The sequence below is a fragment of the Roseateles toxinivorans genome, assembly GCF_004362525.1.
Classification (GTDB): domain Bacteria; phylum Pseudomonadota; class Gammaproteobacteria; order Burkholderiales; family Burkholderiaceae_C; genus Paucibacter; species Paucibacter toxinivorans.
The window spans coordinates 680,791-700,914 of sequence record NZ_SNXS01000004.1 but is presented as its reverse complement, the minus strand read 5'-3'; the positions used below and the strand labels follow the sequence as shown (position 1 = coordinate 700,914).

Annotated in this window: 19 protein-coding genes; 2 read left to right on the top strand and 17 right to left on the bottom strand. The window is 66.1% G+C overall.

Features of this window, described 5'->3' with window-relative positions; translation table 11 throughout:
* Window positions 1-3: 3 nt before the first annotated feature.
* The 13 genes from DES47_RS18290 to DES47_RS18230 form a co-directional block, all read right to left on the bottom strand.
* On the bottom strand, window positions 4-987 hold the full coding sequence (locus DES47_RS18290) for a glycosyltransferase family protein (protein ID WP_133702148.1): 984 nt from the start codon (window positions 985-987) through the stop codon (window positions 4-6).
* A 13-nt stretch (window positions 988-1,000) separates the two neighbouring features.
* Window positions 1,001-2,095, bottom strand: coding sequence for a DegT/DnrJ/EryC1/StrS family aminotransferase (locus DES47_RS18285; protein ID WP_133702147.1), 1,095 nt, complete (start codon window positions 2,093-2,095; stop codon window positions 1,001-1,003).
* Window positions 2,092-2,502 carry a sugar 3,4-ketoisomerase gene (locus DES47_RS18280; protein ID WP_133702146.1) on the bottom strand — a complete coding sequence of 137 codons (411 nt, stop codon included), beginning with the start codon at window positions 2,500-2,502 and terminating at the stop codon, window positions 2,092-2,094. Before DES47_RS18280 ends, DES47_RS18285 begins: the two co-directional genes overlap by 4 nt.
* A 71-nt stretch (window positions 2,503-2,573) precedes the next feature.
* Window positions 2,574-3,914 (bottom strand): class I adenylate-forming enzyme family protein, encoded by a 1,341-nt coding sequence (locus DES47_RS18275; protein WP_243748362.1) that lies wholly within the window; start codon window positions 3,912-3,914, stop codon window positions 2,574-2,576.
* Between the two features lie 354 nt (window positions 3,915-4,268).
* The gene (locus DES47_RS18270) at window positions 4,269-4,505 is read right to left on the bottom strand and encodes an acyl carrier protein (protein ID WP_133702145.1); all 237 of its coding nucleotides are present in this window, start codon (window positions 4,503-4,505) and stop codon (window positions 4,269-4,271) included.
* The gene (locus DES47_RS18265) at window positions 4,498-6,282 is read right to left on the bottom strand and encodes an HAD-IIIC family phosphatase (RefSeq protein ID WP_133702144.1); all 1,785 of its coding nucleotides are present in this window, start codon (window positions 6,280-6,282) and stop codon (window positions 4,498-4,500) included. Before DES47_RS18265 ends, DES47_RS18270 begins: the two co-directional genes overlap by 8 nt.
* Window positions 6,276-7,472, bottom strand: a complete 1,197-nt coding sequence (locus DES47_RS18260) for an SDR family oxidoreductase (RefSeq protein ID WP_133702143.1) — start codon at window positions 7,470-7,472, stop codon at window positions 6,276-6,278. The genes DES47_RS18265 and DES47_RS18260 overlap by 7 nt, the downstream gene beginning before the upstream one ends.
* A 2-nt stretch (window positions 7,473-7,474) precedes the next feature.
* Window positions 7,475-8,575 carry a 3-oxoacyl-ACP synthase III family protein gene (locus DES47_RS18255; RefSeq protein WP_133702142.1) on the bottom strand — a complete coding sequence of 367 codons (1,101 nt, stop codon included), beginning with the start codon at window positions 8,573-8,575 and terminating at the stop codon, window positions 7,475-7,477.
* A 5-nt stretch (window positions 8,576-8,580) separates the two neighbouring features.
* Window positions 8,581-9,267 (bottom strand): MBL fold metallo-hydrolase, encoded by a 687-nt coding sequence (locus DES47_RS18250; RefSeq protein WP_166652060.1) that lies wholly within the window; start codon window positions 9,265-9,267, stop codon window positions 8,581-8,583.
* Window positions 9,268-9,609: 342 nt separating this feature from the next.
* Window positions 9,610-10,320, bottom strand: a complete 711-nt coding sequence (locus tag DES47_RS18245; RefSeq protein ID WP_133702140.1) for an SDR family NAD(P)-dependent oxidoreductase — start codon at window positions 10,318-10,320, stop codon at window positions 9,610-9,612.
* Entirely contained in the window at window positions 10,320-10,622 is a 303-nt protein-coding gene (locus DES47_RS18240; protein WP_133702139.1) for a hypothetical protein, read from the bottom strand. The genes DES47_RS18245 and DES47_RS18240 overlap by 1 nt, the downstream gene beginning before the upstream one ends.
* A gap of 9 nt (window positions 10,623-10,631) precedes the next feature.
* Window positions 10,632-11,228 (bottom strand): GNAT family N-acetyltransferase, encoded by a 597-nt coding sequence (locus DES47_RS18235; RefSeq protein WP_133702138.1) that lies wholly within the window; start codon window positions 11,226-11,228, stop codon window positions 10,632-10,634.
* 5 nt (window positions 11,229-11,233) lie between these two features.
* Complete coding sequence (locus DES47_RS18230) at window positions 11,234-12,145, bottom strand: class I SAM-dependent methyltransferase (protein ID WP_166652059.1); 912 nt, start codon at window positions 12,143-12,145, stop codon at window positions 11,234-11,236.
* A gap of 145 nt (window positions 12,146-12,290) precedes the next feature.
* Here DES47_RS18230 and DES47_RS18225 point away from each other — a divergent pair, with 145 nt between their 5' ends.
* A complete protein-coding gene (locus tag DES47_RS18225) occupies window positions 12,291-12,575 on the top strand; it encodes a hypothetical protein (protein WP_133702136.1) in 285 nt (94 codons plus the stop codon).
* A gap of 44 nt (window positions 12,576-12,619) precedes the next feature.
* On the top strand, window positions 12,620-13,138 hold the full coding sequence (locus DES47_RS18220; protein ID WP_133702135.1) for a hypothetical protein: 519 nt from the start codon (window positions 12,620-12,622) through the stop codon (window positions 13,136-13,138).
* Here the strand turns inward: DES47_RS18220 and DES47_RS18215 are convergent.
* From DES47_RS18215 to DES47_RS18200, 4 genes are all read right to left on the bottom strand, one after another.
* Window positions 13,135-14,499: a TolC family protein gene (locus DES47_RS18215; protein ID WP_133702134.1), complete on the bottom strand. Its 1,365-nt coding sequence runs from the start codon at window positions 14,497-14,499 to the stop codon at window positions 13,135-13,137. The genes DES47_RS18220 and DES47_RS18215 overlap by 4 nt on opposite strands.
* Before the next feature lie 153 nt (window positions 14,500-14,652).
* On the bottom strand, window positions 14,653-15,876 hold the full coding sequence (locus tag DES47_RS18210) for an HlyD family type I secretion periplasmic adaptor subunit (protein ID WP_133702133.1): 1,224 nt from the start codon (window positions 15,874-15,876) through the stop codon (window positions 14,653-14,655).
* A gap of 5 nt (window positions 15,877-15,881) precedes the next feature.
* Window positions 15,882-18,149 (bottom strand): type I secretion system permease/ATPase, encoded by a 2,268-nt coding sequence (locus tag DES47_RS18205; protein ID WP_133702132.1) that lies wholly within the window; start codon window positions 18,147-18,149, stop codon window positions 15,882-15,884.
* Between the two features lie 25 nt (window positions 18,150-18,174).
* Complete coding sequence (locus DES47_RS18200; RefSeq protein WP_133702131.1) at window positions 18,175-20,019, bottom strand: O-linked N-acetylglucosamine transferase, SPINDLY family protein; 1,845 nt, start codon at window positions 20,017-20,019, stop codon at window positions 18,175-18,177.
* Window positions 20,020-20,124: the final 105 nt, after the last annotated feature.

The window sequence follows — 20,124 nt, the reverse complement described above, 5'->3', positions numbered from 1 at the left end:
CGTTCAGCCAGCCAATGCGTCAAGCGGCCGGCGCGCTGCGGCGCCGCTGTAAACCTGCCACAGCGCCAGGAAATCACTCTCGGCCGCCGCATCGCCGCCGGCCAGTGCCGGCATCACCGCATTCAGCTCGGCCAGATCGGCCTCCTGGCCATAGCGCTGCGGAATCAGCGGGCACAGCGCGGCCAGCACGTTGTTGCACTGCTCGGGCGTCAGCTTCTCGAGCCTGCGGCCGGCGATGGCCAGGGCCACATAGGCCAGATGGGCCAGCTTCATCGGCCGCCCCATCGGATCGGCCGAGTGCTGTTCGCCGCTGGTGCGGAAATAGCCCAGATGGTCGTTGATATAGCCCACCGGACCGTGCAGGCTGGCCTTCAGAAAGGCGCCTAGGTCTTCGAGGCCGGTGAAGCAGATGCCGTCCAGGCTGGGGTCGTCCAGCTCGGCCGCCATGCCGGAGCGAAAGGTGGCGTTGGAGAACTCGCCCAGCCAGTTGGCGCTCATGCCGGCGGTCTGCGTGAACAGCACGCGCGCGTCCAGGCCCAGCAGGCGCTGCGGGTGCGTGGCCACGGCCGTGGGCACCGGCAGATCGCGTATCGGTTGGCCGGACTCCAGCGCCGTCCAGCGCCGGCTTACTGCGCAGTGAATGGTGCCGCTGCTGTGGGCCTGCAGATGGCGCTCGTAGAAGCTGGGGTACGGGATGTCGTCATCCAGCAGCAGGTGGAACAGCTCGGTCGGCTGCTCGCCGAACAGCTGCAGCAGGCGGCGGAAATTGTTGTAGGCGCCGCTGCGCGGGCCGGGCAGCACGGTCACCTTCAGGTCGGCGATGGCGCGCTTGATCGGGTCCTCGGACAGCATGGCCACGAAGGCCTGGTCGGGGCTGTCGTCGGAGATGATGACTCTGGCGGGCTTGACGGTCTGGTGGCGCAGCGCCGTCAGCAGCTCGATCAGGTACTTGGGCTTGTAGGCCGGGACCAGGGTGGTGAATTGCATGGCGCCGCGCGTTTCAGCTCAGCGTCGCGCGGATGACGGCCGCCACGCGGCCCACATCATCCGCGGTCATATAGGGCGCGATCGGCAGGCTCAGCACCCGCTCCGCCAGGCGCTCGGCGATCGGCAGCGCCGGCCAGGTCTGGTCGGCATAGGCCTGCTGGCGATGGCAGGCGATCGGGTAATGCACCAAGTGGCCGATCTGCGCCTGGGTCAGCGCCGCCTGCAGGTCGGCGCGCCGGTCGGTGCCGATGACGAACAGATGCCATACGGGCTCGGCGCCACCGGCCACGACTGGCAGGTCCAGCGGCAGGCCGCGCAGCGCATCAAGGTAGAAACCGGCGACACGGCGGCGCGCCTCGTTCTCGGCGTCCAGCGCCGGCAGCTTGGCGCGCAACATCGCCGCCTGGATCTCGTCCAGCCGCGAGTTCACGCCGGCCATCTCGTGGTGGTACTTGATGCTGGCGCCGTAGTTGCGCAGCATGCGCAGCTTGGCGGCCAGCGCATCGTCGTTGGTCGTGATCGCCCCGCCATCGCCCAGCGCACCCAGGTTCTTGCCCGGGTAGAAGCTGAAGCCGGCGGCATCGGCCAGGCCGCCGGTGCGGCGCCCCTGGAAGCGTGCCCCATGGGCCTGGGCCGCATCCTCGATGACCTTCAGGCCATGGCGGCGGGCGATGTCCATGATGGCCGTCATCTCGGCCGGCTGGCCGTACAGATGGACCGGCATGATGGCCTTGGTCCGCGAGGTGATCGAGGCTTCGATCAGCGCAGGGTCGATATTGTGGGTGGCAGCGTTCGGCTCCACCGGCACCGGCGTTGCGCCGGCCTGGCTGACGGCCAGCCAGGTGGCGATAAAGGTGTTGGACGGCACGATGACCTCGTCGCCAGCGCCAATGCCATAGGCACGCAAAATCAGGTGCAGCGCATCCAGGCCATTGGCCACGGCGATGCAGTGCTTGACCTCGCAATAGGCCGCGTACTCGCGCTCGAAGGCCGCGCACTCGTCACCGAGGATGTACCAACCGGAGTCCAGCACGCGGTTCACCGCGGCGCGGATGGCCTCATCGTGAGCCGCGTTGACGCGCTTCAGGTCCAGGAACGGCAGGCTCATTTGCTCCACCTCGCCAGCATGAACTCGGCGTAGTCGCGGTAGTAGTCGTCCTCCTCGTACTTGGTCGAGGCCAGCACCATGCAGACCGCGCCGGACGAGAAGTTGTCCAGCTCGCGCCAGATCATCGGGCAGACGTAGAGGCCGTTGTACGAGCGGTTCAGGTGCACCCGCTTCTTGTCCTTGCCGTCATCCAGCACCACGTCGAAGCTGCCCGACATCGCGACGATGAACTGGTGCAGCTGCTTGTGCGCATGGCCGCCCCGCTCGGAGCCGCCGGGCACGTCGTACAGGTAGTAGACGCGCTGGATGTCGAAAGGCACGTGGATACCGCCCTCGATGAAGGTCAGGTTTCCCCGCGGGTCTTGAATCTTGGGCAGATCGAGGATCTGGCAGCGATCAATGGACATGGCACACCCTGTAGCTTTGCCGTCGATTGTGGCCGCTGAGCGCGCCCTTTCAATGCTGGAATAGCCGGATTTCAGCGTCGCATCTTCTTGAACCGGGCGGAGTAGATCTCCTGGTCCAGCAACTCCACCTTGGCCGGCACCTTGAAGGCCGCCAGCTTGGCCAGGCAGGCCTTGCGCAGGCGAAGGCGCAGCGCGTCCGCCGCCTCGGGCTCATGCACCACTACCTTGGCCACGACGATCTGACCCAGCAGCGCATGCTTCTCGCCGACCACCACCACGTCGGCGATGTTCGGCTGGGCCAGGATCACGTCCTCGACCTCGGCCGGATAGACCTTCTGGCCTCCGACATTGATCAGGTCGGTGATGCGACCCAGTATCCGGAAATAGTCGCCATCGACCTCGACCCGGTCCTGGGTGTTGAACCAGCCCTCGGCGTCGAAGCCCGAGGGGGCGTTCAGGTAGCCGATCATCCGATAGTCCGAGCGTATCCACAGGATGCCGTCGCGCACCTGGGTCTCGAAGCCCGAGCCGCCGATGCGCACCCACAGCGACCCATCGGGCCGCGACTGCGAGCGCAGCACGCCGACCTCGGACAGGCCATAGGTCTGCTGCAGCTCCACGCCCGGAAAACGTGCACGGATGCGGTCCAGCGTGGCCTGCGGCATCGTCTCGGTGCCATAGGTGATGCGTTTCAGCGACGTCAGGTCGTAGCGCTGCGACAGATCGGTGGCGGCCAGCAGGGTCAGGAAGGACGGCGTGGTCGGCAGCAGCTCGACCTTGAAGTCCTGGATCGCTTGGCAGATGGTGGCAATGGCGCGGTTCTCGGCCGTGACCACGGTGCCCAGACTGGCCGTGATGGCCAGGATGGTGTTGATGCCGCCGAAATGGTCCAACATCAGGAACGGGATCGCCACGATGGGCGTTCGAGCGACGAGGAACTTGTCCATCACCCGCTCGAAATCGTGCAGCATGCCCTTGGGTTTGCCGGTGGAGCCCGAAGAGAACAGCACCAAGCCGGCCTTGCCGGTGGCGCGGAACTCGGCCAGCATCGGATTGGGCGCCGGAATCGAACGCGGCTCCAGCGTCCAGCTCAGGCCATCGGGTGCAAAGTCGATCGCGTGGTCGCAGCCGGAAATAGACAGCGCCTCGCCCTCCTCGATCACCGGGCCGCGTGTCATCGGTACGACGATGGTTTTCAGCGAGGCCAGGGCCAGGATCATGCAGAACACGTCGGGCGCGTAGTCGGCCAGGATGACGACGGTCTGGCCCGGCTGCACGCCTCTAGTCTTCAGTTCGCCGGCGAAGCGGGCAATGCTCTGCGAGACCTCGCCGTAGGTGGTGATGCGGCCCTTGTGAACGAAGGCCTTCAGCCCGGGGTCAGCTTTTGCGAAGCGCTCAAGCAGCCAGTCCATGGTCAGTGCCCCCGTTGAACGAGTTGAAGGTTGAGGCGGCAGGGACGAGGGCGTGCCGGCCGCTGCGGGCTGAAGCATCGTCCGGCCCTGGACGGACCGGACATCGGCTTCTCTATGCCCGCTGCGACCGGCACACCCTCATCCCTGCGGCAACGCGCGTGCCGTTGGCGGCCACCAGCCGCTCCGCAGAGGGGATGGGGGGCCGGCCACGGCGGGCATAAAGAAGTTGGAGGCCGGTCCGAAGGGACTGGCCAAAACTTCAGCCCGTCGTGGCCGGCCCCCCGTCCCCTCTGCCGCCCCACAGCCGCGAAGTGCAAAGAACCGCAACCCAGTGAAGAGCCGAACAGTTCCACTTCAGCCCGCAAGCTGCTCTTCGAGCACAAGGGCCAGCAGCTTGTACGAGGTCGCGTTGCCCGCGTCTTCGTCGGGGATGGAGACGCCAAAGCTCTCCTCCAGCGCCAGCACCAGATTCATCTGTTTCAGCGAGTCCCAGCCCGGCACATTGTCCATGCTGGAGTCATCGTTCAGGCTGGCCTCATCGACCTCCAGCACCGACGCCATCACCTTTTTTACCAAGCCACGATCAAGCATTGCGCAACTCCACCCAAGCACTCTCGGCCAGCTGGAGGTTTGCCAGCGGCGCTTCGTATGAACGACTGCCGTCGTCCGCCTCATTGGTCCGGGTCAAGCCCAGCCTGTCATAGAAGTCTGCCACGAGCGCGTTCTTGGCGGTCTTGCGATAAGAGGCTCGCAGGCGCTGCTTTCCGCGCGCCAGCGCATCGGCCACCACCGCCCGCCAGATCGCGAACTCGACGCCGCGGCCTATCACTCGGCAGCTCATCAGAAAGCTGTGGACCACCGTGTCACTGCCCTCGTCCACCGTGATCAGCACGCCGGTCAGACCATGCTCGGCCAGGCGGTCGCTGACCGAGAACGAGTAGACGGTGGCGTCTGCCCGTTCCATCAGCGCGGCCACGTCGCCGGCCTGCAGCCGCGTCGTCGTCAGATTGAACTGGTTGGACTTGCCGATCAGCTCGGTGATGCGTGCCACCTGGCTGCTGGCGTCGCGCTGCAGGCTGATGCTCAGGGCCAGCGAGCGCAGATACTCCTCCTGGCTGCCGAAGCTGGCCTGCAATTGGGCGGCCTCGGCCAGGCTTTTGTACTGCTGCGTCTTAGAGCGGCTCTCGGCGCTGACGCCGCCGGCCAGGAACAGCGGCATCACCTGCTCCCGCACCAGGGCCGGGTAGTCGTGCAGCACCTTGGGCACCTGGAATACCGTCACCTGGGGCAGCTGCTCGCGCACCGCCTCGATCTCGAAGGCCGAGTCGTCGATGAAGACAAAGCTGTCCAGGCCCAGATTCAGCTCTGCGGCCAGCGCGCGCAGATTGCTGGGCTTGTCATCCCAGTTGACGCGGCGGGCGACGATGTGTCCGTCCTTCAGCACCATGGCCGGATGCTCGCGCATCAGCTCCTCGACATCGGCCGCGTTGTTCTTGCTGTTCAGGCACAGCAGCACGCCCTGCGCTTCCAGCGCCTTGAGCTGCTGCTGCACGGTCCAGAACACATTGCCCGGGAAGCTGTAGGGGTCGAGCTTGACGCCATCGACACCGTCTTCACCAACAATGCCGCCCCACAGCGTGTTGTCGCCATCGAGCACCAGCACCTTGTGAAAGACGCTGCCGAACTGGCGGGTGGCCAGCGCCACCTCGCGCGCCAAATGGTCGATGAAGGGGGCCGTGTATGGCGCCTTGGCACGCAGATAGAAGCGCGCATCGAAGGCCTGGCGGGTGCCGACGCGCGCCAGCAGACCTGCCGTTTCGAGCAGGCGCGTGTTGGCATGCGCCGCCGCGGCCTCGGCCAGGCCGGCGTTGAAGGCATCCAGCGCCTGTTGCTGCGGGCTGCTATCAGCCACCTGCGGGTTCCACAGATGGGCACCCAGCAGCAAGACCTGGCCCACACCCTGAGCGGACTGCAGCGCCAGCCGCAGGCGGCTCAGGTAGTCGGCCTGCGCGGCCTGGCGGGTGGCGGCGTCCAGCGTTTCGAGCTGGGTCTCCCAGGCGGGCTGCAGATTGTCGAAGAACGGCAGTATCAGCAGCAGGTCCACGCCGGCCTGAGCATGGGCCTGCACGTCGCCGACCAGATCGTCGTAATTGCCCTTGGCCACCTCCAGCCGCACGCCGGCCAAGTAGGCGTGGCGGCGCAGGTAGTTGGCCAGCAGATCGACGGTGACGTTGGCGGCGATGCCGACCTTCAGCGTGCGAAACACCGCTGAGCTTTGGTCCAGTGTCTTCAGCGCACCCAGCACCTCGACCATGGCGGCATCGGCGCGGGCCAGCACGGCCAGCGCATCCTTGTCAGTGGTCACCATGCCATCGATCCCCCACCGTTGACGCGCAGATTCTGGCCGGTGATGTAAGTCGCCTGCTCCGAGGCCAGAAAGGCCACCGCACCAGCCGTGTCCTCCGGCTCAGCCAGCCGGCGCAGCGGCGTCTGCCGCGCCACCATCAGCTGCTGCTTCTCGGACACGTTCGAGATGAAGGCGGTATTGGTCATGCCCGGCGAGACCAGATTGACGGTGATGCCCTGCGGACCCAGTTCAGCCGCCAGATAGCGGGTCAGCGTGGACAGCGCGCCCTTGGCAATGGCATAGGCCGTCCAGCCCGCCACCGGCGTGCCGTCCCAGCTCTGCGAACCCAGCGAGATGATGCGCCCGCCGCCGGCGGCCACCATCGCCGGCTTGCAGGCCTGGATCATCAGCAAGGCGCTCTTCAGTTGCACGTCCAGTTGCTGCTGCACCTCGCTCCAGACGAGATCCTCGACCTGGCGCGCGACGATGCGCGGCGAGGCGGCATTGACCAGCACGGTGACGCCGCCAAAGTGGACCTGCGCCTGCTGCGCCAGCTTCTGCGCGCCAGCCTCGGTGGACACATCGGCCTGAACGGCCACGGCACGGCCACCCGATTCCTTGAGCTTGGCGACCAGCGCCTGAGCCCGCTCCTGGGCTGAGTGGTAGTTGACGACGACTGCAAAGCCATCAGCCACGAGCTTCTCGCAAATCACCCGTCCGATGCCGCCGGCACCGCCGGTGACGATGGCCACCTTCAGCTTGGCCTCGGCCGCCACCGCCTTGGGCTTGGGCGGCTCCAGCAGCTTGACCTTGCCGCCGCCGCTGAGCACCACCTGGCCATGCTGGTTGGTGATGCGGGTGTCCAACTCCAGCAGGCGGTCACGGGCATGCTTCTTCAGCACCGTACAGGTGACGGTCAGTGTGTCACCCAGGCGCACCGGCAGATTGAAATCCATCGCCTGAGACACCCACAGCGCGCCCGGACCCGGCAGCTTGGTGCCGATCACCGTCGAAATGAACGAGGCGCCGAGCATGCCGTGGACGACGATTTCCTTGAACGAGGTCTCGGCCGCGTAGTCGGCATCGACGTGCAGCGGATTGTCGTCACCGGTCAACTCGACGAAGCGGCGGATGTCGGCCTCGGTGATGGTCTTCACCAGCGATTGCTGGTCGCCCTCTTTGACTGCGTCGAAGTCTGCAAAAACACTCATTTTCATAGGGGCCCCTCGTCCGATGGGTACATCGGCCGGTCCCCCGAGGGGACGGGGGCCGGCTTGGGAGCGGCCCGGCGCTCGGCCCGCGCTCCCAATGTCCAGCGCCACACGCTGGCCGCAAAGTTGAATCCGGCACCCACGCCGGCCAGCGCCACCATATCGCCATTCTTGATGTGCCCCGCCCTCACCGCCTCGCTCAGTGCAATGGCCAACGAGGCCGAGCCGCTGTTGCCGACCGTCGCGACATTGGTATAGGTCTTCTCCAGCCCCAAGCCCATCTTGCGCACCAGATACTCGATCAGCCGCAAATTGGCCTGGTGGAAGACCATGAAATCCAGCGCCTTGACGTCGATCCCGGCCTTGGCGCAGGCCTTGCGAATCGTCGGCGGCAGATGGGTGATGGCCTGCTTCCAGGTCGCGATGCCGTTCATCTCCATCAGATCGACGGCCGCATCGAAGGGCCGGCCATTGTTCGGAAAGGCCGCGCCACCGCCGCGCAGCCGCACCGCCTCGTAGTTCGACGGGTCGGTGTGGAAGGCCGAGGCCTGAATGCCCTGCCCCGGCTCGGCGGGACCCAGCACCGCGGCACCGGCGCCATCGCTGAGGTAGATGGCGGTGTTGGCATCGGTGCGGTCGATATAGCGCGAGCAGAACTCGACGCCGATGACCAGCGTGTAACCCACCGTCGGGTCGACACGCATCCGGTCCGAGGCGCTGGTCAGCCCGGCGACGAAGCCCGAGCAATTGGCCTGCAGGTCATAGATCTGCGCGTTCTTGGCTCCGAGCTGCTGCGCCACCTTGGCCGACAGCGGCGGGAACTGATAGTCGCCCGAGAAGGTGCAGCAGATGATCATGCCCAGCTGCTCAGCGCTGACGCCGGCCATCTCCAGCGCCCGCTGCGCCGCGGCCACCGAGTAGCCCCAGGCGGTGTCGTCGGGGGCGGCGATGTAGCGGCGCTCGATGCCGGTTTTCTCGACGATCCACTCGGGCGTCACGTCCAGATTGCGGCACAGGCTCTCGTTGTCCTCGAACTGGGCCGGCAGGTGGTGACCGACGCCGATGATCGAGACGGCGGGCAGATGAGGATTCAGAACGGTCATAGATTTCAGGCAGGCATTGCAGCCGACATGAAGGCGCGCAGCGCCTCGTTACCGGCATGGATTTCGTCAATGGTGGCCGTGCCGCCGTGACCGGGCAGCACCAGCACGTCGCCAGCGATCCAGCCGAACAGCTGGCGCAGCGAGGCGCGCAGCTGGTCATGGTCTTCGCCGGGCAGCTTGGACAGGGCCGTACGGCGCGCATACAGCGAGTCGCCAGAGAAAAGCAGGCCATCAACGGCAATGCCGGCGCTGCCGGGCGTGTGGCCGGGCAAGGCATGGAAGGTGAAACGGCGGCCTATCACTTCGACCACGGCGCCGTCATCGGGCAGCAGCGTGAACTCGGGCAAGGCAATGCGGGCCTTCAGCTTGAAGGCCGCCATCATGAAGTTCGACAGCTTGGCCAGCTTCAGGTCAGCGCTGCGCAGATAGACCGGAATGCCATAACGCTGCTGCAGCACGGCCGTACCGCCGACATGGTCGAAATGGCCGTGGGTGCACAGAATCGCGGTGGGCGTCCAGCCGCTGTCAGCAATTGTTTCGGCCACCCGCTCGTGGTCCAGGCCCGGATCGACGACGACGCAGCTGCCGCTCTGCTGCGCGTCGGCCAGCAGATAGGTGTTGGAGTGCAGATCGGTGTTGGTGATGCGGCGCAGCGCGCCGTTCAGCAGCAGTTCTACCGCTTCCGTCTTCATTGCAGTGGCTCCACCGCGCCTTGTGCGACGCACGACACTTGACGTGTGTAGCGGCAGGGACAAGGGCGCGCCGGCCGCTGCGGGCTGAAGCATCGCCCGGCCCTGAACGGGCCGGACTTCGGCTTCTTGATGCCCGCTGCGGCCGGCACGCCCTCATCCCTGCTGCAGAGGTTGTGCCAGCGGCCACCAGCGTCTCCGCAGAGGGGGTGGGGGGCCGGCCATGGCGGGCATAAGGAAGCTGGAGGTCGGGCCGAAGGGACCGGCCCAAGCTTCCGCCCGCAGTGGCCGGCCCCCCGCTTCCTCTGCCGCCCCATCGCAGCAACACCGCAACCCGAATTCATCTCAGTTGACCCCGCCAAGGAAAACTGTCTGCGCGGTAACGTAGCCGCTACGCTCCGAAGCAAAGAAGTCCACCACATTGAAGATGTCCTCGGCCGTCGCATAGCGGGGCAGCGGCAGGCCGGCGATCACCGCATCAATCTTGTCCTTGGGCAGTTGGCCCAGCATGTCGGTCTCGATCGCGGTGATGCCCAGCGTGTTGCAGGTGATGTTCAGCGCCGCGAACTCCTTGGCCATCACATTGGCAAGGGTGGCGATCGCGGCCTTGGTGGCGGCGTAGATCGAGTCGCCCATCGGTTCCAGGCTGGCAGCCATCGATCCGATATTGATGATGCGGCCCCATTTGCTCTTGCGCATCAGCTTGGCCGCCTCGCGGGAGACCAGGAAGGTGCCCAGGATGTTGGCGTCCAGCATGCCCTTGGCCGCGCCGGCCGGCATGATCATCGCGTACTGCGAGGTCAGGACAGCGGCGTTGTTGATGACAATGTCCACCCGGCCGAACTGCTTGCGCACCTGCTCGAAGCCGCGCGCCACCGACTCGGGATCACCCACATCGACGGCCAGCGGCGTGTAGCCCGGCAGCTGGGCCTCGTCATCCTCATGGCGGCTGAAGCCTATGACCTGGGCGCCCTGATTCAGGAAATGCTCGGCCAGCAAGCGGCCCACGCCGCGGCGCGCGCCGGTCACCAGGACGATCTTCCCTTCATACTTCATCAGGCCAGCAGTTCCAGGATGTAGGTTTTCAGGGCGCCGACGTCGGTGAATGGCACCGGGTCGCGGCTCATCGCCTTGTCATCGGTCAGGCTGATGGCCTTGCCGAACTGGTCGGACACCGAGGTCTCCAGATCGACGATCACCGACACCAGGGACAGCGAATCCAGCGCCGAGCCCTCGCCGAACAGGCAGGTGTCGGGGCCTATCGCGATCTGCTCCTCGGGGCCGCGCTCCTCGTTCAAGGTGCGCAGGGCCTGGTAGATCGCTTCCAGCACGGCGGCTTCTTGGGTGTTGCTGCTCATCTGTGTTCCTCAGTTCTTGTTCAGGTTCTTGTCGCGCGGGCGCCCGGCGGCAATCAGCGAATTCATTCTTGGCAGAGCCTGGGCTCGGTACTCGTCTTCCAGCATGCCGAACAGCACGGCGTCCTGGTAGTGACCGTTGATGAAGTAGTGGCGGCGCAGGCGCCCCTCCTCCTTCATGCCCAGAAACTTCTGCCACTTCATCATCAGCAGATTGTCGGACGCGATGGTACCGAAGACGCGCAGCAGGCCGAGTGAGTCGAATACCAGCTGATAGACCAGCTTCATCGCCTCGACGGCGGCCGGAATGCCGCGCACGGCCTCCTCGTCGCCGATCAGAAAACGGCCAGGCTCGCAGTGGCGGTGCAGGGTGTCGATGCCGCTGACCGAGACCATGCCCACCGGGCGGCCGTCCTTCAAGGCGATGATGAAGTTGTATTCGGCCGCCGGCCGCGAGGCGATCCAGGCCGCCTGCTGCTCGACGCTGGCCGCGCCGCGGTTCAGATTGGCGGCGCGTTCGCCCTGGCGCCAGGCAAAGGTCAGGGCCGCGTGCTCGGGCGTCAGCGGAATCAGATCGACGAACTCGCCGTGCAGGTGGATGGCGGGCATGGTGCTCAGGCCTTGGGCGTCAGCACCATGGCCAGCGCCGAGGGCACCGGCAGTCCGGGCTTGGCCGGGGCATAGGCATTGGCGAAGAAGCAGTGCTCCAGATGCAGGCCGGCGGTCTCGACCTGGTCCAGCACCTGTTGCGGGTGGCTGTAGAGATAGATGTGGTCCGCGTGGGCGGCGTTCAGCGCGGCGGTGACGAAGAGCTTGCCATCGGGGGCGCACAGGCCCTTCAGGCCCTTCAGCAGGGCCACCGGGTCTTCCAGATGCTCCAGCACCTCGACGCAGACCACGGCGCGGAAGCGCTGCGCGCTGGGCTCATCGATCACGTTCTGCTTGCGGGCCTGGTAGCGCCCGGCAAAGCCGAAGCTGGCCACATGGGCGGCGGTGAACTCCAGCGACAGCGGGCTGATGTCGAAACCGACGCCGCGCAACTCGGGCAGATGCTGCAGGGCCAGCCGCGAATAGATGCCGGTGCCAACGCCGACCTCGGCGAACTCGCTCACCTGCTGGCGCTGCAGCCAGGGCAGGAAGAAGCCCTTGAAGTACTCGATCTGCTGGTAGTGGTGCGTCCACAGATAGTGCGACAGCAGCAGGCCGGGCAGGTACTGGCGGCGCATGTAGTCGTCGTTGTAATAGACCTCGGCGGCGGCCTCGGCATAGGTCTTGGCCGGGTAGCTCAGGTCCTGCTCGAAGCGCTTTTGCCGACGCATCGAGTCCATCACGAAGGAGCCATAGCCCTTGACGGCATCGAGCAGGGCCACGTCGCTGCCATAGAAACGCTGCAGCATCGCGGCAAAGTCGTCTTCCCAGGCCGGGCCGAACTCGGCGGCGGCGCGTTTCACGCTGTCACGCGCAAAGCGGGCCGAGCCCTCCATCAGCGTCAGCAGCTTGTTCAGGGTATCTTGGCTTGCCGACATGCGTGTTCCCATGGTTTCCATCCCTCAAGTAGAACCCAAACCGGCCGAGGATAAATCGCCAAGTACCGGTGGGTAGGCCGCTATTTGTGAAGCGCGCGCTGCGTGATACGCTGGCCGCGCTTCAAAACGATTGCAAGAGGCAGGCATGCGCAATATCGAGAGCAAGGAAGACCATCTCGCCGTCGTCGCCAAATATGCCGAGAAGCTGCGGCTGGCGCAGGCCAAATACATCGACCTCAAGCACGAGCTCGTAGCGCTCGAACGGGCCATGGACGCCAAGCCGCCAGCCGCAGCATCGGCGGACGAAATCCAAGCCTACAAGGGCCTGCAGAAACGCGCCCAATACTCGCTCAAGCTCGCGGCCAGTTTTGTCTCCGAGTACGACGAGCTGTTCGCCATGGCGGCCAAAACCGTGAAACTGGGCCGATAGGAAGCGCCATGAACATCGAATCTATCAAAGCGCAGACCAAGGCCATGCTTGAGCTGGAAAAGTATGTGCCCGGGATGGAGAGAAAGCGCAGTCGCTTGCTCGAAGAAGTGAAGAACGGCAACAAGGACGCGATCGACGAACTGGAAAAAGATGTCCTCTACCTGGAGAATCTTCGCCATGCCCTGGATGGGCTGATCCTGGCGATGAACAACAGCGCCGAAACCTTCCAGAAGTTCGAACGCAAGGCCGCCAAGGACAGGCTGACCCTGCAGGAGGCGAAGAAAGGCATCGGCCAAGCACGCTTTGACGACAAGGATCCCATCCTCAACGCCCAGCGCCAGGCCTTGACGCGCTCGATCCAGAAGCTGGACTTCCTGATCACCGAGCTGGGCAAGCTGCGCGAGACGCTGAACCACAAGTACGCGGGCAGGGCACTACCGGAGGTGATACAGCTGAACAAGGCATTGCGCGCAGATTCGTCGAACTGGGACTCTGAATCGACCATCCTGGGTCTGCGCAAAAGCCTGGCCGACGCGCTCGTGACCCATCACATGCCGAGCTAGTTTGCCGGGGGAGGCATCAGCCCTACGTTGACGCCCTGCCCCAGCGACCACATCTGCGCCACCGCCTGCTGGCCATCGAACAGCGCGTTGACATGGGCAACGCGCAGCGAGAAATAGTCGCCCTCGGCGGCCATCACGTCGAACAGCGAGCGCCGGCCCAGCTGTTGCCACTGCTGCTGGGTGAAGCTGCGCAGCCGTTCGCTGTTGCGCAGGATATCGACGATCTGGCGCGCGCGGTCGAATGACGAGGCGGCCGACTCGAAAGCATCGGCCAGCCGGTATTTGCGCGATTCGACCGAGTCCTCGCGCTGCAGATAGCTCGCGTCGGCGCGCTTGCGTGCGGCGCTGGCGCCGGGGTCCAGCGTGGCATTGAACAGTGGCAGGTTGATGTTGACGCCGGCCACCACGCTGTTGTTGCGACCGGTGCCCGCGGTGGCGCCGCCATTGACGACCAGCGAGACCTGCAGCTTCTGCGAGGCGACCACCGAGCGGGCGTAGCTGTCGGCGGCGCTGGCCTGGGCGGTCAGCTGGGCGATCTCGGGCGCACGCTCGACGTCCTGCTGCATCGCCACCAGATCCGGCACCTTGACCAGCACCGAGGACAGGCTGGCCGGCGGCGGCAGCACATCGCCGACAAAGCGGCGCAGGCGGTTCTCGGTCTGGCGGAACTGCGACAGGGTCGAGTCCAAGGACAGCTCGGACTGCTGGAAGCTCTTCTGTGCCTGCACGAGTTCGCTGGCCCGGCCCTTGTCGACCTTGACGACCTGTTCCAGCGCCTCGACCAGGCAGCTCATCTTGCGCGAGTACTGGCTGTAGACCTGGGCCTGCAGCAGGTAGCGGCTGCGCTCCAGCCCCAGCGACACGGTCTGCAGCGCCACCTGTTCCTCTGCGCTGGTCTGGCCCAGCTGGGCGGCCTCCAGCAGCTTGGCGCGCCAGTTGTTCAGGTAGGTCTGCCGACCGGCGTCATACAGCGACGCGCTGGCGGTCAGCCCACCGCGGGCCTGGGTGCCTCGCCCTTGATCGATGCCACCGACGCTGCTGGCCACCGCATTCAGCGAGCCATTCAAATAGACCTGGGGCAGGCGGCCGGCGCGGGTTTCATCCAGATCGGCCTTGGCCGCCTCGGTCAGCAGGCGCACGGCGCCCAGCGACTGGCTTCGCTGCACGGCCATGCGCACCAGATCCTGCAGATGCAGACGTGGGTCTGCACCCGAGACCTGAGGCAGGCGGACTTCGCTTTCGCTGCGCGCCGTCGGTGAGGTGTCCGTATCGACGCAGCGTTGAGCTGCAGCAGGGAGGGCCGCACAGGCAGCAAGCAGCGCCGCCAGACAGGCTTGCGTGCGAAAAATGAGACCGGACATGGGTATTGCTCCTCGTCGGCACCCAGCGGTGCGACAACACCCTCACTAGACCATGGGGCGGCTCCGGCCGATGCCCGGACTTCAAGGGTAATCACGCCTCAATTGCGCCGGCAAGCTGCCGATAACGTGCGCCACCTCTCCCGAGGCAGCTGACTAACGCTCGCGCAAAGCCTCTTGGGACTTCATCACCGGCCGCAGCAGGAAGCTCAGCACGGTACGGTCGCCGGTCTTGATCTCCAAGGTGCCGGTCATGCCCGGAATCACCGGCAGTTCCTTGCCCTTGAAGCGCAGCGTCGAGATCTCGGCCGGCACCATGGCGCGGTAGTAGCCGCCACCCTTTTCGGTGTCGCCCAGGGCATCGGGGCTGATGTACTGCACCGTGCCCTTGAGACCGCCATAGACGTTGTAGTCATAGCCGGTGACCTTGATCTCGGCATGCTGGCCTACGCGCACGAAGCCGATGTCCTTGGGCTTGATGCGCGCCTCTATCATCACCCGCGGCCCCAGCGGCACGATTTCCATGATCGGTGCGCCGCCGGCGACCACGCCGCCGGTGGTGTTGACGCGGATGTTCTTCACGAGGCCGGCCACCGGTGACTTGAGCACGGTGCGGCGCATCACGTCCTCGCGCACCACCAATTGCTCATCGAGCTGCGACAGCTCGGTCTGCACCCGCACCAGATCGCTGCTGGCGTCCTGGCGGAAGCGGTTGATGCGCTCGTTGCGCTGTTGCTGCAGCTCGTTGACCTGGCGGCTCAGGCGCATCACCTCGACGTCCGAGATCAGGCCCTTGGAGGCCATTGCCTGCGACATGCTCAGCTCGCGCTGCAACAGGCCGATGCTGCGGTTGTTGCCGCCGGCCGCCTCGTCCAGCAGATGGCGGCGGGCGTTGTACGCGGCCGTTTCGCCGTCGACGATGCTCTTGGCCTGGGCCACATCGGGCGGAAACTTCAAGGGCGTGCCATTGGCCTCGGCCGTGAGTCGCGCCACGGTGGCGCGCATCGCCAGGCGCTTGGCCTGGCTTTCGTTCTGCTGCGCCTCGACGCGGGTCGGGTCCAGCAGGGCCAGCTCCTGCCCCGCCTCGACCCGCTGGCCCTCGTTGACCAGCAGCTGGCGCAGGATGCCGCCCTCGAGACTCGCGATCAGCTGCTCGCGGCCATCGGGCACGATGCGTGCGTCGGCGCGGGTGATCTCCTCGACCTTGGTCACCGAGGCCCAGGCAATCGCGCTGACGACGATGATCAGCATCAGGTACAGCGCCCAGCTGGAACGCGGCAGGGCTTCATCGATCTGCGCCGCATGGACGCCGGTCAGAAAGGCGGCATCACCGCGCACGATGGCGGGGTTGCTGGAAGCGGGTTTGGAGCGCCAGAACATATGGCTCAGAGCGTCGCCTCACGCTGCTGCGGCTGCGCGGACGGGTGCATATGCACATTCGGCGCGGCCGGTGTCGGCGTGGCCGGGCGTTGGCCCGACAGCGCGGCCAGCACCTGGTCCTTGGGACCGTCGAGCACGACGCGGCCGGCGTCGACCACCATCAGGCGGGCCACCAGTTCCAGCACGGCGGGCCGGTGCGTCACCATCACCAGGGTGCAGCTGCCGGCGGCATCTTTCAGCTGGCGCAGGAAGGCAATCTCGGACTGTGCGTCCATCGAGCTGGTCGGCTCGTCCATCAGCAGGATTTGCGGCTTGGTGACCAGGCAGCGGGCCAGGGCCACCAGCTGGCGCTGGCCGCCGGACAGCAGCGCACCCATCTCGCCCACCGGCAGGTCCCAGCCCAGCGGATGTGAGGCGACCAGGCGGTCCAGGCCGGTCAGCCGAGCGACCTCGGTCAGCTGCGAGGCGTCCGCACTGGCCCGGCCCAGCAGCACATTTTCGCGCAGCGTGCCGTGGAACAACCGCGGCTCCTGCGACACAAATCCCACCTTGCTGCGGAACTCGGCCGGATCGATCTGGCGCAGATCGACGCCATCGACCTCGACCCGGCCCTCGGTGGGCAGATAGAGGCCGGCCAGCAGCCGCAGAATCGTTGATTTGCCGCTGCCGATGCGCCCCAGAATCGCCACCCGCTCACCCGGGTTCAGGCGCATGCTGACGCCCTTCAGCACCTGGGGAGGGTTGTCGGTGCCGGTCATCGGGTAGGCGAAGCTGACCTCCTGCAGGGCCATATGGCCGTTGAACTGCGGCAGGCCCACATAGTTGCGGCCCGGCTCGCGCTCCACCGGCTTGTCCATCATCGAGTCCAGCGACAGCAGCGCGGCCCGTGCGCCCTGGTAGCGCGTGGCCAGGGCCACCACGCTGCCCAGCGGGCCGATCGCGCGGCCGGCGAACATCACCCCGCCGATCAGCGCGCCGGAGGTGATCTGGCCGTCCTTGATCAGATAGACGCCCCAGACCAGCATCACCATGGTGATCAGCTGCTGCAGCGCGGCGGTGACGTTATTGCTCCAGCTCGACATCGAGCGGGCACGCATCGAGGCCTCGGCGGCAATGGCCGTGCTGGTCTCGTAATGGCGCAGGAAGCGGCCCTCGGCACCCGCTGCTTTCAGGTCTTCCAGGCCCTCGACCGCCTCGACCAGCACGCCCTGCAGATCGGCCTGCTGGGCCATATTGGCGCGCATCGAGCGGCGCAGCGAGCTTTGAATCACCACCGCCAGGATCATGATGATCGGTATCGCGATCACCAGCACCCAGCCCAGCGGGCCGCCGATGATGAAGGTCATCGCGACGAACAGGATCACGAAAGGCAAATCGGACAGCGCCGACAGCGAGGCCGAGGCAAAGAACTCTCGCACCAGTTCGATCTGGGCCAGATGGTGGGCATAGGTGCCGGCCGAGGTGGGCCGGTGCTCCATGCGCACGCCCAGCGTATGGCGGAACAACATCGAGCCGATGATCAGGTCCGATTTTCGACCGGCCAGGTCGATCAGATGGCTGCGCAGCTGGCGCGCGATCAGGTCGAACACCAGGGCAATGAAGGCGCCGGTGGCCAGCGTCCACAGCGTGACCATGGCCTGGTGCGGAATCACCTTGTCGTAGATCACCGAGGTCACCAGGCCGGTCACCATCATCAGCACATTGGTCAGCAGCGCGGCGATCAGCGAGGCCCGGTAATAGGGCAGGAAGCGCTTCATCGTGCTCCACAGCCAATGCCCGCCCGACTGGTTCAGGCTGGCCGCGCTGGGCACGGCACCGGGCCCGACCAGCTGCGGCGAGGCCAGCAGCACGAAGCCGGTGTACTCGGCCTCCAGATCGGACGCCTCGGCCACGCAGCTATGGCTTTGCGGACCGGGAAACACAACCTCGTAGGACTGCAGCTGGCCCGGTTGGCCCTCGATGCGGCGCACCAGCACGCAGGCGTCGCCATTGTTCAGCAGCAGCACGGCCGGCAGCAGCAGGCTGTGGATGTCGGCAATGCGCCGCTGCACCATGCCAGCATTGAAACCGGCCTCGCGCAGCACCCGCATCGCCTGGTCGGGCCCCAACGGCCCCTCCATCGGCATGCCGGCCAGCAGCGATTCGACCGAACGCGCCCGACCATGGTGCTTGGTCAACCAGCTCAGTGCCTGCGCCAGCGGATCGTCGCGCGCAGGCCCGGCCTCGGGCGCAGAGCCCGGGGCTTGAGGGTCGAAGAAGTCTTGGTCTGACATCGTGATTCAGGTTGCGGGCCGGATTTCAGGCCGCGCGACGCTCCAGTGCCATCCGTTCGAACTCGTTCTCGAGATCGCGCACCAGGCGCGGAATATCGAACAGCGTCGAGTTGCGGCCCTGCTCGGTCAGGTAGCGCTTGTAGGACTTGGCGCGCAGCGGGTTGTTGCCGATCTGCACCGCGCGCTGCTCGTACTCGGTCAGGCTGTGGGTGATCAGGTCGGGCAGTCCGACATGGGTCAGGAGGCTGCCGGCCATCCGTGAAATATAGGTGCGGCCGGAGCGGGTCAGTATCGGTGTGCCCATCCACAGCACATCGCTGGCCGTGGTGCCGGCGTTGAAGGGGAAGGTGTCCAGGAACAGATCGGCCAGCTGGAAGCGGGCCAGGTACTCGGCCGGCGTGACCCGGGGCGCAAAGATCAGCCGCTCGGGCGCCACACCATGGGCCTGGGCAGCCGCCAGCATATTGGCCTGGGCCCAGGGGTTGTCGGCCAGCAGCCACAGCACGCTGTTGGGCACCGCCTTGACGATGCGCATCCAGCTGTGGAACACCTCTTCGGTGAACTTGTGGTTGTTGTTGAACGAGCAGAAGACGAAGGCGTCCTCGGGCAGGTTGTACTGAGCCCGGGTCGGCGTCGGCGCGACATCGCGCTTGCGGTCGCTGACCTGGTAGCAGGTGGGCACGTAAAGCGGCTTCTCGGTGTAGTAGCGCAGCGACTCGGGCGGCATCACGAAGCGGTCGGCAATGATCCAGTCCACGCCGGGCAGGGCCGAGGTCGCCGGCAGGCCCAGATAGCCGGCCTGTATCGGCGCCGGGCGGTGCGCCAGGATGACGGGCCGGGCGCCATTGGTCAGGCCCTGCAGGTCCACCAGCACATCGACGCCCATCTGGGCGATCAGCCGGGCGGCGCTGTTGTCGTCCAGGCCGCCGATGCGGAACACCTGGTCCATGCCGCCGAGGATGCGTTGGCGCTGGGCGGTGCCGTCTTCGCGGCTCCAGCAGAAGCCATAGACCTCGAAGCGGCTGCGGTCGTGCAGCTCGAACAGCTCGGGGGTCAGCAGGCCCACCGCGTGCATGCACAGGTCACCGGACAGATAGCCGATCTTGACCTTGCCGCTGCGCGGCGTGCGCGCCGCGAACACCTCGTGCAGCGGCGGTGTGGCGGGCTTCTTGATGCGCTCGTTGACGAAGCGCTGCGCCGCCAGCAGCTGCAGCGCGGGGTCGTCGGTGGCGCTGAGCGTGGCCAGGGCCGAGGTGCCCAGCAGCAGCTGGTTCTGCGTGACCTCGCCCACCGCCTGGTATAGCGGCCATTCGCACTGCTTCTGGCGGATATGGACGTAGTGCTGGATCACGTCCGACTGGTCGGACTTGAGCTTCAGGCTCTCGACCATCAGCTGTTCGGCCTCGTCGAGGCGGCGCAGCAGTTCCAGCAGCCGCGCGCTGTTGTTCAGCGCATGGAGACGAAACTCCAGCACGGCCGGGCCGCCGTTGGCCGTCATGTCCAGCACCTGGCGCCACTCGGCCAGGGCCTCGTCGGGACGGTGCAGGTGCTCGATCTGATGGCCCAGGTTCAGGCGGGCCTGAGGGAAATCGGGGTTCAGTTCCAGCGCGTGACGGTAGGCCTTCTCGGCCTCGGCGTGGCGGTGCAGATTGCCCAGCACCGTGCCCCAGTTGAAGCAGGCGACATGGCGGTAGGGCGAATCGGTGCTGGCAATCCACTCCTCGTACAGCTTGGCCGAGGCCTCGGCCATGCCACCGTCGCTGAGCGCCTGGGCGCGGGCGATCAGGTCACCCAGCGGCAGCTGCCCTGCAGGGTTGACCGGAGGCTCGGGCTCGATGGGCGCGGTGGGCATAGCAGCAAGAGTGTCCATGGGTCAGGGCGTGGGAGCGAGTACCCCTCCATGTTAGGAGCGAGCCGGCCGGAGCGGCCACGGGATTAGGGCTGCAAAAGCGCAGCTAATCCCACCCTGTATCGG

What these genes read in the sequence shown, in the direction of transcription:
- DES47_RS18290 (WP_133702148.1), bottom strand. Translation starts at nt 987, where the DNA reads ATGCAATTCACCACCCTGGTCCCGGCCTACAAGCCCAAGTACCTGATC.
- DES47_RS18285 (WP_133702147.1), bottom strand. Translation starts at nt 2,095, where the DNA reads ATGAGCCTGCCGTTCCTGGACCTGAAGCGCGTCAACGCGGCTCACGAT.
- DES47_RS18280 (WP_133702146.1), bottom strand. Translation starts at nt 2,502, where the DNA reads ATGTCCATTGATCGCTGCCAGATCCTCGATCTGCCCAAGATTCAAGAC.
- DES47_RS18275 (WP_243748362.1), bottom strand. Translation starts at nt 3,914, where the DNA reads ATGGACTGGCTGCTTGAGCGCTTCGCAAAAGCTGACCCCGGGCTGAAG.
- DES47_RS18270 (WP_133702145.1), bottom strand. Translation starts at nt 4,505, where the DNA reads ATGCTTGATCGTGGCTTGGTAAAAAAGGTGATGGCGTCGGTGCTGGAG.
- DES47_RS18265 (WP_133702144.1), bottom strand. Translation starts at nt 6,282, where the DNA reads ATGGTGACCACTGACAAGGATGCGCTGGCCGTGCTGGCCCGCGCCGAT.
- DES47_RS18260 (WP_133702143.1), bottom strand. Translation starts at nt 7,472, where the DNA reads ATGAGTGTTTTTGCAGACTTCGACGCAGTCAAAGAGGGCGACCAGCAA.
- DES47_RS18255 (WP_133702142.1), bottom strand. Translation starts at nt 8,575, where the DNA reads ATGACCGTTCTGAATCCTCATCTGCCCGCCGTCTCGATCATCGGCGTC.
- DES47_RS18250 (WP_166652060.1), bottom strand. Translation starts at nt 9,267, where the DNA reads ATGAAGACGGAAGCGGTAGAACTGCTGCTGAACGGCGCGCTGCGCCGC.
- DES47_RS18245 (WP_133702140.1), bottom strand. Translation starts at nt 10,320, where the DNA reads ATGAAGTATGAAGGGAAGATCGTCCTGGTGACCGGCGCGCGCCGCGGC.
- DES47_RS18240 (WP_133702139.1), bottom strand. Translation starts at nt 10,622, where the DNA reads ATGAGCAGCAACACCCAAGAAGCCGCCGTGCTGGAAGCGATCTACCAG.
- DES47_RS18235 (WP_133702138.1), bottom strand. Translation starts at nt 11,228, where the DNA reads ATGCCCGCCATCCACCTGCACGGCGAGTTCGTCGATCTGATTCCGCTG.
- DES47_RS18230 (WP_166652059.1), bottom strand. Translation starts at nt 12,145, where the DNA reads ATGTCGGCAAGCCAAGATACCCTGAACAAGCTGCTGACGCTGATGGAG.
- DES47_RS18225 (WP_133702136.1), top strand. Translation starts at nt 12,291, where the DNA reads ATGCGCAATATCGAGAGCAAGGAAGACCATCTCGCCGTCGTCGCCAAA.
- DES47_RS18220 (WP_133702135.1), top strand. Translation starts at nt 12,620, where the DNA reads ATGCTTGAGCTGGAAAAGTATGTGCCCGGGATGGAGAGAAAGCGCAGT.
- DES47_RS18215 (WP_133702134.1), bottom strand. Translation starts at nt 14,499, where the DNA reads ATGTCCGGTCTCATTTTTCGCACGCAAGCCTGTCTGGCGGCGCTGCTT.
- DES47_RS18210 (WP_133702133.1), bottom strand. Translation starts at nt 15,876, where the DNA reads ATGTTCTGGCGCTCCAAACCCGCTTCCAGCAACCCCGCCATCGTGCGC.
- DES47_RS18205 (WP_133702132.1), bottom strand. Translation starts at nt 18,149, where the DNA reads ATGTCAGACCAAGACTTCTTCGACCCTCAAGCCCCGGGCTCTGCGCCC.
- DES47_RS18200 (WP_133702131.1), bottom strand. Translation starts at nt 20,019, where the DNA reads ATGGACACTCTTGCTGCTATGCCCACCGCGCCCATCGAGCCCGAGCCT.